This window comes from Streptomyces sp. NPDC037290 (assembly GCF_055603245.1).
The window spans coordinates 413,947-427,391 of the sequence record NZ_JBVJVZ010000004.1 but is presented as its reverse complement, the minus strand read 5'-3'; the positions used below and the strand labels follow the sequence as shown (position 1 = coordinate 427,391).

12 protein-coding genes are annotated in these 13,445 nt (G+C 72.8%); 2 read left to right on the top strand and 10 right to left on the bottom strand.

What is annotated here, in order from left to right; all coding sequences use genetic code 11:
* Positions 1-119 precede the first annotated feature (119 nt).
* From ACZ7HQ_RS16945 to ACZ7HQ_RS16930, 4 genes are all read right to left on the bottom strand, one after another.
* On the bottom strand, positions 120-1,511 hold the full coding sequence (locus tag ACZ7HQ_RS16945; RefSeq protein ID WP_470990090.1) for an amidase: 1,392 nt from the start codon (positions 1,509-1,511) through the stop codon (positions 120-122).
* On the bottom strand, positions 1,498-1,707 hold the full coding sequence (locus ACZ7HQ_RS16940) for a hypothetical protein (RefSeq protein WP_351251611.1): 210 nt from the start codon (positions 1,705-1,707) through the stop codon (positions 1,498-1,500). Before ACZ7HQ_RS16940 ends, ACZ7HQ_RS16945 begins: the two co-directional genes overlap by 14 nt.
* Before the next feature lie 171 nt (positions 1,708-1,878).
* Positions 1,879-2,811, bottom strand: coding sequence for an MBL fold metallo-hydrolase (locus ACZ7HQ_RS16935; protein ID WP_470990088.1), 933 nt, complete (start codon positions 2,809-2,811; stop codon positions 1,879-1,881).
* Between the two features lie 120 nt (positions 2,812-2,931).
* The gene (locus ACZ7HQ_RS16930; protein WP_470990087.1) at positions 2,932-3,510 is read right to left on the bottom strand and encodes a TetR/AcrR family transcriptional regulator; all 579 of its coding nucleotides are present in this window, start codon (positions 3,508-3,510) and stop codon (positions 2,932-2,934) included.
* Between the two features lie 418 nt (positions 3,511-3,928).
* Between ACZ7HQ_RS16930 and ACZ7HQ_RS16925 the strand changes: the two genes are divergently transcribed.
* On the top strand, positions 3,929-5,305 hold the full coding sequence (locus ACZ7HQ_RS16925) for an MFS transporter (protein ID WP_470990084.1): 1,377 nt from the start codon (positions 3,929-3,931) through the stop codon (positions 5,303-5,305).
* A gap of 48 nt (positions 5,306-5,353) precedes the next feature.
* Here the strand turns inward: ACZ7HQ_RS16925 and ACZ7HQ_RS16920 are convergent, their stop codons facing one another.
* From ACZ7HQ_RS16920 to lnt, 4 genes are all read right to left on the bottom strand, one after another.
* The gene (locus tag ACZ7HQ_RS16920) at positions 5,354-7,273 is read right to left on the bottom strand and encodes a helix-turn-helix domain-containing protein (RefSeq protein ID WP_470990080.1); all 1,920 of its coding nucleotides are present in this window, start codon (positions 7,271-7,273) and stop codon (positions 5,354-5,356) included.
* A 100-nt stretch (positions 7,274-7,373) separates the two neighbouring features.
* On the bottom strand, positions 7,374-8,189 hold the full coding sequence (locus ACZ7HQ_RS16915) for a 3-hydroxybutyrate dehydrogenase (protein ID WP_470990077.1): 816 nt from the start codon (positions 8,187-8,189) through the stop codon (positions 7,374-7,376).
* A gap of 54 nt (positions 8,190-8,243) precedes the next feature.
* A complete protein-coding gene (locus ACZ7HQ_RS16910; RefSeq protein WP_470990074.1) occupies positions 8,244-8,723 on the bottom strand; it encodes an NUDIX hydrolase in 480 nt (159 codons plus the stop codon).
* Between the two features lie 132 nt (positions 8,724-8,855).
* On the bottom strand, positions 8,856-10,466 hold the full coding sequence (gene lnt, locus ACZ7HQ_RS16905; RefSeq protein WP_470990072.1) for an apolipoprotein N-acyltransferase: 1,611 nt from the start codon (positions 10,464-10,466) through the stop codon (positions 8,856-8,858).
* 402 nt (positions 10,467-10,868) lie between these two features.
* Between lnt and ACZ7HQ_RS16900 the strand changes: the two genes are divergently transcribed.
* Positions 10,869-11,840 carry an O-antigen ligase family protein gene (locus tag ACZ7HQ_RS16900; RefSeq protein ID WP_470990069.1) on the top strand — a complete coding sequence of 324 codons (972 nt, stop codon included), beginning with the start codon at positions 10,869-10,871 and terminating at the stop codon, positions 11,838-11,840.
* A gap of 111 nt (positions 11,841-11,951) precedes the next feature.
* Here the strand turns inward: ACZ7HQ_RS16900 and ACZ7HQ_RS16895 are convergent, their stop codons facing one another.
* Entirely contained in the window at positions 11,952-12,497 is a 546-nt protein-coding gene (locus ACZ7HQ_RS16895; protein ID WP_470990066.1) for a hypothetical protein, read from the bottom strand.
* Between the two features lie 106 nt (positions 12,498-12,603).
* Positions 12,604-13,392 (bottom strand): glutamate racemase, encoded by a 789-nt coding sequence (locus ACZ7HQ_RS16890; protein ID WP_470990063.1) that lies wholly within the window; start codon positions 13,390-13,392, stop codon positions 12,604-12,606.
* Positions 13,393-13,445 lie beyond the last annotated feature (53 nt).

Sequence of the window (13,445 nt, the reverse complement as noted above, 5' to 3'; positions counted from 1 at the left end):
CCCCTCTCCCCCCCCCCCCCCCCCCCCCCCCCCCCCCCCCCCCCCCCCCCCCCCTCCCCCCCCCCCCCCCCCCCCCCCCCCCCCCCCCCCGCCCCCGGGCCGCGTCGGGGCGAGCGCGCTCAGGCCACCGTGGCGAGTTCCCGGGCCGGCTGCGTCTGCTCGTAGGCGTGGCCGACCCGCAGGAGCGTGGGCTCGCCGAGGGGACGGCCGAGCAGCTGCATGCCGATCGGCATGCCGACCGAGTCGTGGCCGACCGGAACGGTCAGGGCGGGCACCCCGGTGATGTTGGCGGGGGCGGAGAGGCGCACGTAGGCGTCGGAGACGCCCTCGACCGTGCCGTCGGGCCAGCTGACCGTCGCCTCATCGGCGCCGACCGCGGGTATCGGCACGCTCGGGGCGGCGATCACGTCGACCTGATCCAGCAGCCGGGTCCACTCGGCGCGCATGAGCGTGCGGGCGCGTTGCGCGCGTACGTAGTCCCCGGCGCTCATCAACTCGCTTGCCTCCAGGAGGATGCGGACGTCGTCCTGGTACAGCTCGGGGACCGTGCGCAGGCTGTTCTCGTGGTAGGCCCCGGCCTCCGGCACCATCAGACCCCACTGGGTGGCCTGGATGTAGCGGGTCATCGGGATGTCGACCTCGACGAGCCGTGCGCCCAAGGTTTCCAGCTGCCCGATGGCGTGCCGAACGGCGGTCTCCACGTTCGGGTCGACGTTGTCGAAGTAGTAGGTGCGCGGCAGGCCGATGCGCAGTCCCGTCAGGTCCGTGCCGGCACCGGGCCGGTAGTCCGTGGCGGGCACGGACAACGAGGCGGGGTCGCGCGGATCGTGTCCGGCCAGTGCGGTCAGGACCAGGGCGGCGTCCTCGACGGTGCGGGTGATCGGACCGACGTGGTCCAGCGACCAGGACAGGGAGGTGACGCCGTGGCGGGGGACGAGACCGTAGGTCGGTTTGAGCCCGACGACCCCGTTGAGCGCGGCGGGCACCCGGATCGACCCACCGGTGTCGGTGCCCAGGGCGAAGGTCGCGGTGCCCGATGCGACGGCGACCGCGGAGCCGCCGCTGGAACCGCCGGCGACCCGGCCGCGGTCCCAGGCGTTGCGGGTCTGTGGAGTGGTCAGGCCGAACGCGAACTCGTGGGTGTGGGTCTTGCCGAGCAGGACCGCGCTGGCCGCGTTCAGACGCGCGGCGACCGTGCTGTCCGCCGTCGCGCGATGGTCGGCGCGCACCCGGGAGCTGGCCGTGGTGGCCATCCCGCCGACGTCGATCAGATCCTTGAGTCCCATCGGGATGCCGTGCAGCGGTCCCCGGTAACGGCCGTGCGCCGCTTCGTGTTCGGCCTCGCTCGCCGCCCGGCGTGCCTGCTCCGCGGTGACCGTGACGTAGGCACCGAGGTGCGGTTCCACTTTCTCGATGCGATCGAGGACGGAGTCGACCAGTTCGACGGGGGAGAGTCGCCGGGCACGGATCGCGTCCGCGGCGGCGGCGAGGGACAGCTCATACGGCTGCATCGTGCGACTCCTGTCCGGCGCGGTAGGCGGCGGCGGGCGGGACGTCCGCGAAGTCCAGCTCGCGCAGGACCGCGACGACGCCGTGGATGTGGTTGGCGACGGCGGCGACCGCGGCGTGGCGTTCGGCGGGCAGCACAACCCCCGCGCGGGCGGCCCAGCGGGCGGCCTCCGGCGGTGTGAGTTCGGCAGCGGTCATGGACCTTCTCTTTCCCGGTCGAGGGTGGGGCGGCGGAGTACTCGAAGGCGCTAAAGGCCAAGGATTGGCGTCAGGCGACCGCAGGTGCCACGACTGCTCGGTGGCGCGGCTGTTCGGTGGTCCGCGCGTGGGGCACCGAACACCGCCGTGCGCGGGGCACCGGTCGTGTGGTCAGGCCTCGGCGGCCGGGATCTCACCGCCGTGCTCGGCGAGCAGCCGGTAGCGGCCGTGCTCCCGGCGGACGGTGCCGGCCGTGGGCCGCGGGAAGTGGGTGCCCAGGAGCAGCGCGTCGGTGTCCGCCACGCCGTCGAGCAGCCGGGCGCGGGTGCGGATCGCCTGGGCGGGGTCGATGTCGACGCAGCTGTGCACGTGGGGGTGGGACAGCTGCACGGGGTGGTGGATGCTGTCGCCGGTGATCAGCGCCCGCCGGTCGCTGCCGCGCAGTTCGACGGCGACCTGCCCCGGAGTGTGGCCCGGGGCTGGGACCAGGAGGACGCCCGGCGCCACCTCGTGTCCCTGCTCGGGCACGTCCACGAGGTCGTACTGTCCGGCTTCCCGGACCGGGTGGACGGAGTCGCGGAACATCTGGGCGCGGGCCTCGTCCAGGTCGGTGGCGGCCCAGTGGTCCCATTCGGTGCGGCTGGTGAGGTAGCGGGCGTTGGGGAAGGCGGGGACCCAGTCCCCGTCGGCGAGGCGGGTGTTCCAGCCGACGTGGTCGGTGTGCAGGTGTGTGGTGATCACCAGGTCCACGGACTCGGGCGGGAAGCCGGCCGTCGCCAACCGGTCCAGGAAGTCGGTGTCGAGACCGTTCCAGGCCGGGTTGGCACGGGTCTTGCCGTTGCCGATGCCGGTGTCCACGACGATCCGCAGTCCGCCGGCCTGCACCGCGAAGCTGTGGCTCGCCAGCCGCGGGACATCGGCGTCGGCGAAGTCGGGCCGTAGCCACGACGCCTCGTCCAGCACCTCCCTGGTGGCGTCCGGCAGCAGCCACGGTCCGGTCTCGCGAGGCAGCTCGATCTCGTCGACGCGGCGTACGACGATGTCGCCGAGGCTCCATCCCGTGCTGGTGGCGGGCGTGGCCTGACGGGGGGTGGCGGTGCTCATCGGTGGGACCCTTTCAGGTCAGGCCGCGCGCGGACGGCGCGCGACACGGGAGCCTTAAGGCGAATGCTTTGCATTAAGCACTCTAGGGTGGCGCCACCTCAAAACGCAAACCCTTAGCTTTTAGGTGCCCGAAGTGGACCCGCCGCGACCGAGCGCCGCCGCCACCAAGCGGCGGACGTACGCCTGGGACAGCTCCGAGGGGCGGAACAGGATCCGATACATCAGCGGGGCGACCACGACGTCCAGCAGCGTCTCCATGTCCGGCACGGCCTCCCCGCGCCCGGCTGCGCGTACGCCGATGACCTTCAATTGCTCGGCGGCGTAGTCGGAGCAGCGCGCCGCATTGCCCTGCCCGGGGTCACCCAGCAGGGCATCGCGGATGTACGTGCGACCCGCCGTCGAGGACATCTCCTCGGCGAACTGCACGGTCCACGCCTCCAGGTCCGCTCGCAGGCCACCTTGGTCGGCCGGCGGCGCATCCGGGCGCAGCCGCTCGACAGCCACGTCGGACAGCAGTTCCCGCAGGTCTCCCCAGCGGCGGTAGACAGTGGACGGCGTGACCCCCGCGCGGGCCGCGATCAGCGGCACACTCAGTGCGTCCCGCCCCATCTCCGCCTCAAGATCACGGACCGCCTGGTGCACGGACTGCTGGACGCGGGCGCTGCGCCCACCGGGGCGTGTGGTCGCTCGGGCACTCATGGGGACAGCCTAATGCGAAGAAATTGCGTCTGCCGGAACGGTCGGCCGGAAGTGGAGCGGCCCTCCCGCACCGCCGGCCGTGGCACGCGGTTCAACCCGGACGAACCGGCTCGCGGCCATCGCCCGATCTTGAAGAGTCCGCACACCTCGCCAAAAGAGCGGACCTCGCCGCTGGGGAACGCCGAGCCCCCTGGGAATCAGCACCGCACCGTCAAATCCCCCCGAACTGTGCGATCCCGACAGCACTCGTTACTACCACCTTCGAACCCCTGAACCGCCCTTCCGTGAGCCGGCATGGTGGCCGCACGCATAGCCAACACTCGAACTATGTTGCCCCACCACATGTGTCCCTGAGCTGCCTCTTCCTACGGTGTGCCGACACGTACCCGTCCCCACCGCACACGAGGAAGTGGCGCACATGGCCTCCGGAACCACCGCTCCCCCGCCCCCAGCCAGCCTCCCCCGCATCGTCGCCGCCAGTCTCATCGGCACCACCATCGAGTGGTACGACTTCTTCCTCTACGGCTCGGCCGCCGCGCTGGTGTTCAACAAGCTGTTCTTTCCGGACTCGGACCCGCTCGTCGGGACGCTGCTGTCGTTCCTGACGTATGCCGTCGGATTCGCGGCCCGTCCGCTGGGGGCGCTGGTGTTCGGGCACTACGGTGACCGGCTCGGGCGGAAGAAGCTGCTCGTGCTGAGCCTGGTGATGATGGGCGGGGCGACGTTCGCCATCGGGTTGCTGCCCACGCACGCCACCGTGGGGTCCGCCGCCCCCGTGCTGCTCACCGTGCTGCGGCTCGTCCAGGGGTTCGCGCTCGGCGGCGAGTGGGGCGGTGCCGTGCTGCTGGTGTCGGAGCACGGAGACGCGCGGCGGCGTGGGTTCTGGGCCTCCTGGCCGCAGACCGGCGCGCCGGCGGGGCAGTTGCTGGCGACCGGTGTGCTCTCGCTGCTGACCGCCGTGCTCTCCGACGACGCCTTCGGGAGATGGGGCTGGCGTATCCCGTTCCTGCTCTCCGGCGTGCTGGTGCTCGTCGGTCTGTGGATCCGGCTGTCCGTCGATGAGTCGCCCGTGTTCAAGCAGGCGTTGGGGCGGGCCGAGGCCCGGCGCGCGGACGAGCCGGAGAAGCTTCCGCTCGTCTCCGTGCTGCGGCACCACTGGCGGGACGTGCTGGTGGCGATAGGTGCCCGCATGGCCGAGAACATCAGCTACTACGTCATCACCGCCTTCATCCTCGTCTACGCCACCACCTCTGCCGGCGTCTCCAAGCAGACCGCCCTCAACGCCGTGCTCATCGGATCCGCCGTGCACTTCGCCGTCATCCCGGCCTGGGGCGCGCTGTCGGACCGGGTCGGGCGGCGCCCGGTGTACCTGTTCGGAGCGGCGGGTGTCGGGCTGTGGATGTTCCCGTTCTTCTCACTCACGGACAGCGGCTCGTTCGGGTACCTGGTCCTTGCCGTGACCGTCGGACTCGTGCTGCACGGCGCCATGTACGCACCCCAGGCCGCCTTCTTCGCCGAGATGTTCGCGACCCGGATGCGGTACTCGGGCGCGTCGATCGGTGCCCAGTTCGCGTCCGTGGCGGCGGGCGCGCCGGCGCCGCTCATCGCCACCGCACTGCTCGAGGACTACGGCAGCTCGACGCCGATCGCCCTGTATGTGATCGCCGCCGCGGTGCTGACGCTGGTCGCCGTGGGCGTGGCGCGGGAGACGGGGCACCGGGATCTCGCCCGCGTCGAGGCCGAGGACGGCGAGTCCACCGGTGCGAGCGCGGCTGCGCAGGCGCGGACGGTCTGACCGGGGATCCTGAGAGCCCGACCCCCGTACGGCAGGTCCGTACGGGGGTCAGCGTCTGTCGGGAGCCGCCAACCGGTGCAGTCGCAGGGCCAGTTGGATCTCAAGGGCACGGGCGGGACTCTGCCAGTCCTCCCCCAGCAGCCGGCCCACCCGTTCCAGGCGCTGGGCGACCGTGTTCACGTGGACGTGCAGGGCGTCCTTGGTGCGGGCGGGGCTCATTCCGCAGGCGAAGTACGCGTCCAGGGTGCGCAGCAGGTCCGTACCGCGCCGCTCGTCGTAGGAGACGACCGGGCCGACCGTGCGGTCGACGAAGCCGGCGATGTCCCGGTCGCCCGCGAGGAGCAGACCGAGGAAGCCGAAGTCCTCGGCTGCCGCGCCGTCCCCGGTCCGGCCCAGCAGGTGCAGCGCGTCCAGGCAGCGGCGGCCCTCCCCGTAGGCGGCGGCCACCGTCTCGGGGTGGGCGGTGAGGTCGGTGACCGGGGCAGACGCGCCGACCGTGACGGGCTGGTGGACGGCCGCACCCAGATGGCGGGCGGTGCGGCGGGCCACCTCCGTGGCGGTGTCGCCGGTGGCGAGCGGCAACAGCAGGACGGTACCGCCGTCGCGTGCGGCGGCCAGGCCGTGCCGGGTCGCGGCGAGGTGGGAGGCGGCCGACCACAACCGACGGCGGGCCGCGGCCTCTTCGTCGGCGTCGGCCGCCGGGCCGTCGAGGCGTGCCGCGAGCACGACATGGGTGGCGTCCAGGTCGGCGTGCAGCCGGGCGGCGCGTTCGCGCAGCAGGCGCGGATCCCGGTCGCGCGCGTCCAGCAGGTCGTCCAGCAGTTCGCCGCGCACGCGCTGTTCGGCCTCGGCCGCGGAGCGGCGAGCCAGCAGCAGGAGCGAGGTGACCATCGCCGCGCGCTCCAGGGTGCGCTGGTCGACGGGATCCAGGTCCGGGTGCCCGCGCAGGACCAGCGCTCCGAGGAGTTCGCCGCCGGCGGCGACCGCGGCGATCCAGGCGCTGCCGTGCCGTACGGCGTGCCCCTCGGCGCGCGACACCTCCAGTGCCTCGGCCGGTGCCGCGTCCGCTTCCGTGAACTCGACGGTGCTGTCGAGGACTTCGGAGACGGCGGCGGCCACGTCGTGCACCCCGCCGCCGCGCAGCACGAGTTCGGCGAGCCGGTCGTGGACGTCGGAGGCGCGCTCGATGACGGCGCTGCGGTCCCGGATGATCTCGTTGGCGCGCTCGAGGCCGGCCAGGGCCGAGCGGGTCTCGGTGAGCAGATTGGCCGTGTCGATCGCGGCCGCGGCGAGCGCGGCAAAGGAGCCGAGGAGGGCGATCTGCGCGCGTTCGAAGACGCGTTCCCTGCGGTCGGCGGCGAAGAGGACCCCGATGACGTGCGGGCCGAGCATGAGGGGGACGCCGAGGATGGCGACCAGGCCCTCGTCCCGGACGCCGGCGTCGATGGTGAGGGTGTGCTGGAAGCGGGCGTCCTTGAAGTAGTCGTCCGTGACGTACGGCCGGGTGGACTGCGCGACCAGTCCGCCGAGCCCTTCGCCCATGCCGAGGCGCAGCTGCTGGAAGCGGGCGGAGACGGAGCCCTCCGTGACCCGCATGTAGGTGTCGCCGCGCGCCGGGTCGTTCAGGGTGAGGTAGGCGACGTCCGTGCCGAGCAGGGAGCGGGCTCGCTGCACGATGGCCTGCAGGACGGCGTCCAGATCGCGCAGGCCGGCGAGGTCGTGGGCGGTCTCGAACAGCGCGGACAGCTCGGCCTCGCGCCGCCGGCGCCCTTCCAGCTCGGCCCGGACGCGCAGGGCCAGCAGCTTGGCCTGCTCCAGCCCGGCGATCGCTTCGGCCGGTCTGCCCTCGGCGCGGGCGAGCAGCACCGGCTGCTCGTAGGCCTCCGCGGAGGCGTCGCGGGCCAGCAGTTCGAGGTACGGGGCCTCGGCGCCGGCGCTGGGTGCCGACTGCACGTGATCGCGGGACATGGTCACAGGATTCCGCATCGACCGCCCGGCCCGTCAGGCCTGTGGAAAACTCCCGGACCGGGCGCCGCCGGGCGCTTCACGGGGCCGTCCGTCCGCCGCTTCAGTGTGCTGTCCAACCGCCGTCGAGCACGAGCGAGGTGCCGGTGACGAAGGACGCCTGCGGGCTGCACAGGTAGGCCACGGCCTCGGCCACCTCCTCCGGTTCGATGAGCCGCTGAACCGCGCTGTCCTTCAGCAGGACCTCGGACAGCACCCGCTCCTCGGGGATGCCGTGCGCCTGCGCCTGGTCGGCAATCTGCTTCTCCACCAGGGGCGTGCGCACATAGGCCGGGTTCACACAGTTCGAGGTCACCCCATGGGGGGCGCCTTCCAGGGCGGCCGTCTTGGACAGCCCCTCGAGACCGTGTTTGGCGGCCACATAGGCGGACTTGTAAGCGGAGGCACGTAGCCCATGGACGGAGGAGACATTCACGATCCGGCCCCAGCGCTGCGCGTACATGTGCGGCAGCGCGCCGCGGATCAGCCGGAACGGTGCCTCCAGCATCACGGTCAGCACGGTGTGGAAGACCTCGGGCGGGAATTCCTCGAGCGGCCGGACCAGTTGCAGTCCGGCGTTGTTGACCAGCACGTCGGTGCCGGCGGCAGCGCGCTCCGCGGCGTCGAGGTCGGTGAGGTCCACGACGTGCGGTACGACGGTCCCCGCCAGGTCGCCGGTCCGTTCCGCCTGCTGGGCCAGTTCGGCCAGGCCGGTCTCGTCCCGGTCGACGGCGCGCACCCGCGCACCGGCGGCGGCGAGGCGCAGGGCGCAGGCGCGGCCGATGCCGCCGGCGGCACCGGTGACGAGGGCGGTGCGGCCGCCCAGGTCGAGGGCGAGGGGCTGCGGGCGGAGGCCGGGCGGAAGGCTGGACGAGGTCATGTGCCGACCCTAGGCAGAACCCACTGGCCACCACATGTGGTGGCCACCCATACTTCAGCCCATGGTCGTAGGGTCAAACCATGTGGGTGCCTCGGACATGGCCTGCTTGATCCGGAACCGGCCGAACTCCTGGAGATCGGGCAGCGCGTCCACCTCGAACCAGCCCACGTCCAGGGACTCGTCGTCGTTGACCCGGGCCTCGCCGCCGACGGCCCGGCAGCGGATGGTGATGTCCATGTACTGGCAGCGATCGCCGTTGGGATAGGTGACCGGTTCCAGGGCCTGGACGAGGACGACCCGCTCGGCCACGCAGTGCACCGCCGTCTCCTCGAAGACCTCCCGCACGGCACAGGCCGCAGGCTGCTCACCCGGCTCCGGGATGCCGCCGATCACCGACCACTTGCGGGTGTCGGACCGCCGGCCGAGCAGCACCCTGCCCTCGTCGTCGAAGACGATCGCGGTGATCCCGGGGAGCCAGAGCAGCTGGTGACCGGCGGAGGCCCGGAGGGTGCGGATGAAGTCAGGAGTGGCCATGGCCCGACCCTAACGGCCGGGCCCGCGGTCTCCTGGCGGTTCAGGATGCGTAGGCACCGTTTCAGGAGGCGTACACACCCTTTTCAAGGGGGCGTACGCACCATTTTCAGGAGACGTACGCCGGTCGTACGTCTACGCGCCACCGGCGCGCCGACGGCGCAGCCCGGACCCGACCGCCCAGCCGACACCGCCCGCGGCCACCAGCACCAGGGCGATCTCCGGGAGGATGCCGAGCTCGGTCGCCGGAGTCTTCGACGTGCGCAGCGGCACCTTCTGCACGAGGTAGGCGGGCACGAACATGCCGGTCCTCTGGGTGATCTTCCCGTCCGGCATGATGATCGCGCTCACCCCGCTGGTCACCGGAACGGTCACGGTGCGGCTGTGCTCGACGGCACGGATCCGGGACATGGCGAGCTGCTGGTACGTCATCTCGCTGCGGTCGAAGGTCGCGTTATTGCTCGGTACGGAGATCATCTCCGCGCCGTGTGTGACCGTGTCCCGCACGGCCCAGTCGAACGCGGCCTCGTAGCAGGTGGCGAGGCCCACCTTGGCCCCGTCGACGTCGAAGACACCAGGCTTGCCGCCGCGGCTGAAGTCCTGGCGGACCATGCTGGTCCAGTTCTTGTTGACCGCCCCGACGAGCCCGCGCAGCGGGAGGTACTCGCCGAACGGCTGGATCTGCCGCTTGTCGTAGGTCTGCGTCGGTCCCTTGGCCGGGTCCCACAGCACCTGTTCGTTGAGCAGCTTGCCGTGCCTGTCGACGACGGCCCCGATCGAGATGGGCACGCCGACCGCGTTGGACGCCTCGTTGATGACGGCGGCCGCGTCGGGGTTGCTGAAGGGGTCGATGTCGGAGGAGTTCTCCGGCCACAGCACGTAGTCGGGCTTCGGGGCCTTCCCGGCCTTCACGTCGGCGGCGAGCTTCAGCGTCTCGCGCACGTGGTAGTCCAGGACGGCCCGCCGCTGGGCGCTGAACTCCAGCCCGGAACGCGGCACGTTGCCCTGGATGACCGCCACGGTCCTGGTGCCGTCCTCGGCCTTGTCGCTGACCAGCGGCCGGGCGGCGACCGCGCCCGCCACCGGGACGGCCACGCTCAGCAGCGCGGCGGCCGCGGCCCCGCGCCGCACGGCACGCGTCCGGCGCCGCTCGGCGATCAGCCGGCCGGCCTCGTACAGGCCGAATCCGCACAGGACGACCGCGAAGCCGAGCACCGGCGTGCCGCCCACCGCGGCGAGCGGCAGGAAGACGCCGTCCGCCTGCCCGAACGCGATCTTGCCCCACGGGAAGCCCCGGAAGGGCACACGCGCGCGTACCGCCTCGCCCGCGATCCAGACGGCGGCCGCCCACACCGGCCAGGCGGGGAGCCTGGAGACGGCGGCGACCCCCACACCGACCAGCGCGATGAAGACCCCCTCGATCGCGACGAGGGCCAGCCAGGGACCGGGACCGACCTCCACGCCCGTCCACACCAGCAGCGGCAGCAGGAAGCCCAGTCCGAAGAGGTAGCCGAGGCCGAGGGCCGCCTTCCAGCCGCGGCCGCGCAGCAGCCAGCCGAAACCGGCGAAGGCGGGCAGCGCCAGCCACCAGAGGGTGCGCGGCGGGAAACTGACGTAGAGCAGCACTCCGCAGAGCGCGGAGGCGACGGCCGGGACCAGGCGGTGCAGCAGCCGGCTGCCGCGCACGCCGGAGGCGGGCGGCTGGAGCTGATCCGGCTGGTCCACGGAAGTTGCGGTGACGGTCACCCGGGTGAGTGTACGGCGGTGGGCTGTGCCGCCGACAGCACGGTACGCGGGCCGGCATCTGCTCCGGCCGGACACCGTCGTGCCTGGTCGTCGGCGTCGTGCGCCCGCCGGTGCGCAGCGGCGGTCCCCGCCACCCCCGTCCTGGAGCGGGGGATCTGCACCGGCTCCCGCACCCAAGCGGAAAGAACCGTTCCGTCGCATCTCGTCCCCAAACCGGTCATCAGCCGCTACGGTGTGCCCAGCCTCGGCAGTGCGGCCGGATCCGGTGCCGTGCACGGCCGTGGCCTGGGACGGGGTCGGGGACGAAGGGCGGCAGGGGCGGCAGTGGGGGCGACGGGGACGAGGCCCGCGACCGGCGTGGACGCGGCCGACGTCAGACGAAACGTTTCTGATGGCGCGGGCATGATCCTGCTCGGCGCCTGCGCCGCATGGTCACTGATCACCGCGGCCACTCACGACGGACGGCCCGAGGGCGTCCTGCTCGCGGTGCTCGCCGTGGCCGCCGGTCACGCCGCAGGCCGGGTGTCCGGGGCACTGCTCCCGGTGGCCGCGCCCTGCTCCGGTGCGGCGGCCGGGCTCGCGCTGGCCGTGGCACTGCCCGCTCTCTCCGCCGGTCCCCGGTACACCGCCCCGCTCGGACACACCGGCGCCACCGCCGCTCTGCTGGCGCTGGCCACGGGTGCCGCGTGCTGTGCCGCCTGGTCGACACCGGTACCGGGACTGCGGCTGGTGCTGCGGGTGCTGGCCGCCGGGATCGTACTGACCGGCGCGGTCCTCGGGTCGGCGGCCGGTTGCGCGGCGAGTGCTGCCGTATTGCTGTGTTCGCTCGCCGCGGGCTCGGTGTCCCGCCGGGGCGGGTGCCTGCTGGGCCTGGCCGTGGTGGCGGCCTCGGCGGCCGGGACGGTCTGGGCCCTCGCCGCGGAGGTGCTGCCGGGCGGGCTCGCCCGGGTGCTCGAGGGCCGGCTGACCGAGCGCAGGGTGGCACTGTGGCAGGACGCCCTGCGGCTGGCAGGCCGGAACCGGGGCCTCGGGATCGGTCCTGGACGGTTCGGTGAGCTGGGCGGCTCGGCACCGCAGACACTGTCCGCCGACGGCAAGCCGCACTCGGCCATGCTCCAGCTGGTGGCGGAGCAGGGCCTCGTCGGGGTGTGCCTGGTCGTCGCCGTGTTCTGCTGGGTGCTGCACGCACTGTGGCGCTCCCCCCGCTCCACCCCGGTCGCCCTCACCGCCGGCGCCGCGCTGACCGCACTGGCCGTGTTCGCCCTGGTGAGCAACGCGCTGAGCTTCACCACGGTGACCGTGGGCGGCGGGCTGCTCGCCGGATGGGCGACAGCGCGGCCGTGGGCGCGCGACGGCGCGGACTCCCGGATCTGACCGGTGGCACGCGCACCCGCGGCGCGGTTCGGAGTGGTGTCGAACCCGCTTCGCCGGACCCTGAGCCCTGCCACGCCTGCCAGGCCCCGCGCCGATGCGTGGCCCGTGGCCTCAGCGGGCCGAACCCGGGCCGGACGTCCGCAGCCGGGCCCTGATGACCCGTACCGCCGACTCCGCGTTGTCCACGGTGATCGTGAAGGTGTGGCCGTCCCACAGGCGCAGCACGAGGCCCTCGCCACGGCGTACGACGACGGCGGTCCCCTTCTCGGGCCGCCACCGGTAGCCCCAGCCGCCCCACTGCCTGGGCGTGACAAGGGCGGTGAAGTCGGCACCCGCCACGTGGGAGAGCGGAATACGGCGGCGCGGCAGCCCTATGTGGCCGCAGCGAACCTCGACGCACTCCTTGTCGAGCTTGAGGTCGACGTGCACGAAGGCGAGCGTGCCGAAGAGGACCAGCAGACCGGCGGCGATGCAGCCCACGACCGACATCACCAGCGGGGCGACGCCCGAGGTCCATGCCGAGTCGACGGCCAGCTCGATACCGAGCGCCATGCAGGCAGCACCGACCAGGGCCAGCAGCCACTGGACCCGGTTCGTGGCGCGCCCCGTCCAGACGTCGGGATGCGGGCCCTCATCGGCGTGGGGGTGGTCCCTCATGTTTATGAGGTTACTCAGGTTTCGCTGCGCGGGTAGGGCGTGGCGGAGGGTGACTGCCCCGAGTGGGCCAGGGCGGCCCGAAGGGCGTCACGCGTCGGGCCGGCCGTCAGCGGACGGGGCTGACCGCCTGCAGGAACCGGCCTTCCGCATAGGACAGTGCGGTGTCCGGGAGCGTGTCCTCGCGACCGCTGAGCAACACCGTGAGGGTGGTGTCCGCGACGAGGGCGGCGGGGTCCGCTTCCGCTCCGATCCGGCGCAGCGCCTGTGCGGCGACCGCTCCGGCGGAGCCGTGCAGCATGAGCGGCGGACGGCCGGGCCGCTGGACGGCTGCCCGGATGCGCTCGCCGACCAACTCGTAGTTGGTACAGCCCAGGACGACGGTGGTCACGTCCTCGGGAGTGCGCGCGGCGGCCGAGGCGATGGCTGCCTCGATGGCGGCCTCGTCCGCGTGGTGCACCGCGTCCGCGAGACCCGGGCAGGCCACCTCGGTGACCGCCACGCCGGTGGCGAACTGCTCGATCAGGTTCCGCTGGTAGGCGCTGCCCGTGGTGGCGGGGGTGGCCCAGATCGCGACATGGCCGCCGCCGGCCGCGGCCGGCTTGATCGCCGGAACGGTGCCGATGACCGGGAGATCCGGCTCGAAGCGGGCCCGCATCTGCGGCAGGGAGTGCACGGACGCGGTGTTGCAGGCGACGATCAGGACGTCGGGCCGGTGGGCCGCTGCGGCCTCGGCCACGGCGATGGCCCGCTGCGTGATGTCCTCCGGAGTGCGCGGCCCCCAGGGCATCCCGTCCGGGTCCCAGGAGAGCACGAGATCCGCGTCGGGACGCAGCCGCCGTACCGCGGCGGCGGCGGGGAGCAGGCCGATTCCGGAGTCCATGAGCGCGATCTTCACCCGGCCACGATAGACGATGGGGCCTTGCGGGACTGACGGGTGGGGCAGACTGC

Excerpts from the sequence above, each read along its gene's own strand:
- ACZ7HQ_RS16920 (WP_470990080.1), bottom strand. The coding sequence starts at position 7,273 with ATGTCCCGCGATCACGTGCAGTCGGCACCCAGCGCCGGCGCCGAGGCC.
- ACZ7HQ_RS16900 (WP_470990069.1), top strand. The coding sequence starts at position 10,869 with ATGATCCTGCTCGGCGCCTGCGCCGCATGGTCACTGATCACCGCGGCC.
- ACZ7HQ_RS16915 (WP_470990077.1), bottom strand. The coding sequence starts at position 8,189 with ATGACCTCGTCCAGCCTTCCGCCCGGCCTCCGCCCGCAGCCCCTCGCC.
- ACZ7HQ_RS16945 (WP_470990090.1), bottom strand. The coding sequence starts at position 1,511 with ATGCAGCCGTATGAGCTGTCCCTCGCCGCCGCCGCGGACGCGATCCGT.
- ACZ7HQ_RS16895 (WP_470990066.1), bottom strand. The coding sequence starts at position 12,497 with ATGAGGGACCACCCCCACGCCGATGAGGGCCCGCATCCCGACGTCTGG.
- ACZ7HQ_RS16925 (WP_470990084.1), top strand. The coding sequence starts at position 3,929 with ATGGCCTCCGGAACCACCGCTCCCCCGCCCCCAGCCAGCCTCCCCCGC.
- ACZ7HQ_RS16940 (WP_351251611.1), bottom strand. The coding sequence starts at position 1,707 with ATGACCGCTGCCGAACTCACACCGCCGGAGGCCGCCCGCTGGGCCGCC.
- ACZ7HQ_RS16910 (WP_470990074.1), bottom strand. The coding sequence starts at position 8,723 with ATGGCCACTCCTGACTTCATCCGCACCCTCCGGGCCTCCGCCGGTCAC.
- ACZ7HQ_RS16935 (WP_470990088.1), bottom strand. The coding sequence starts at position 2,811 with ATGAGCACCGCCACCCCCCGTCAGGCCACGCCCGCCACCAGCACGGGA.
- ACZ7HQ_RS16930 (WP_470990087.1), bottom strand. The coding sequence starts at position 3,510 with ATGAGTGCCCGAGCGACCACACGCCCCGGTGGGCGCAGCGCCCGCGTC.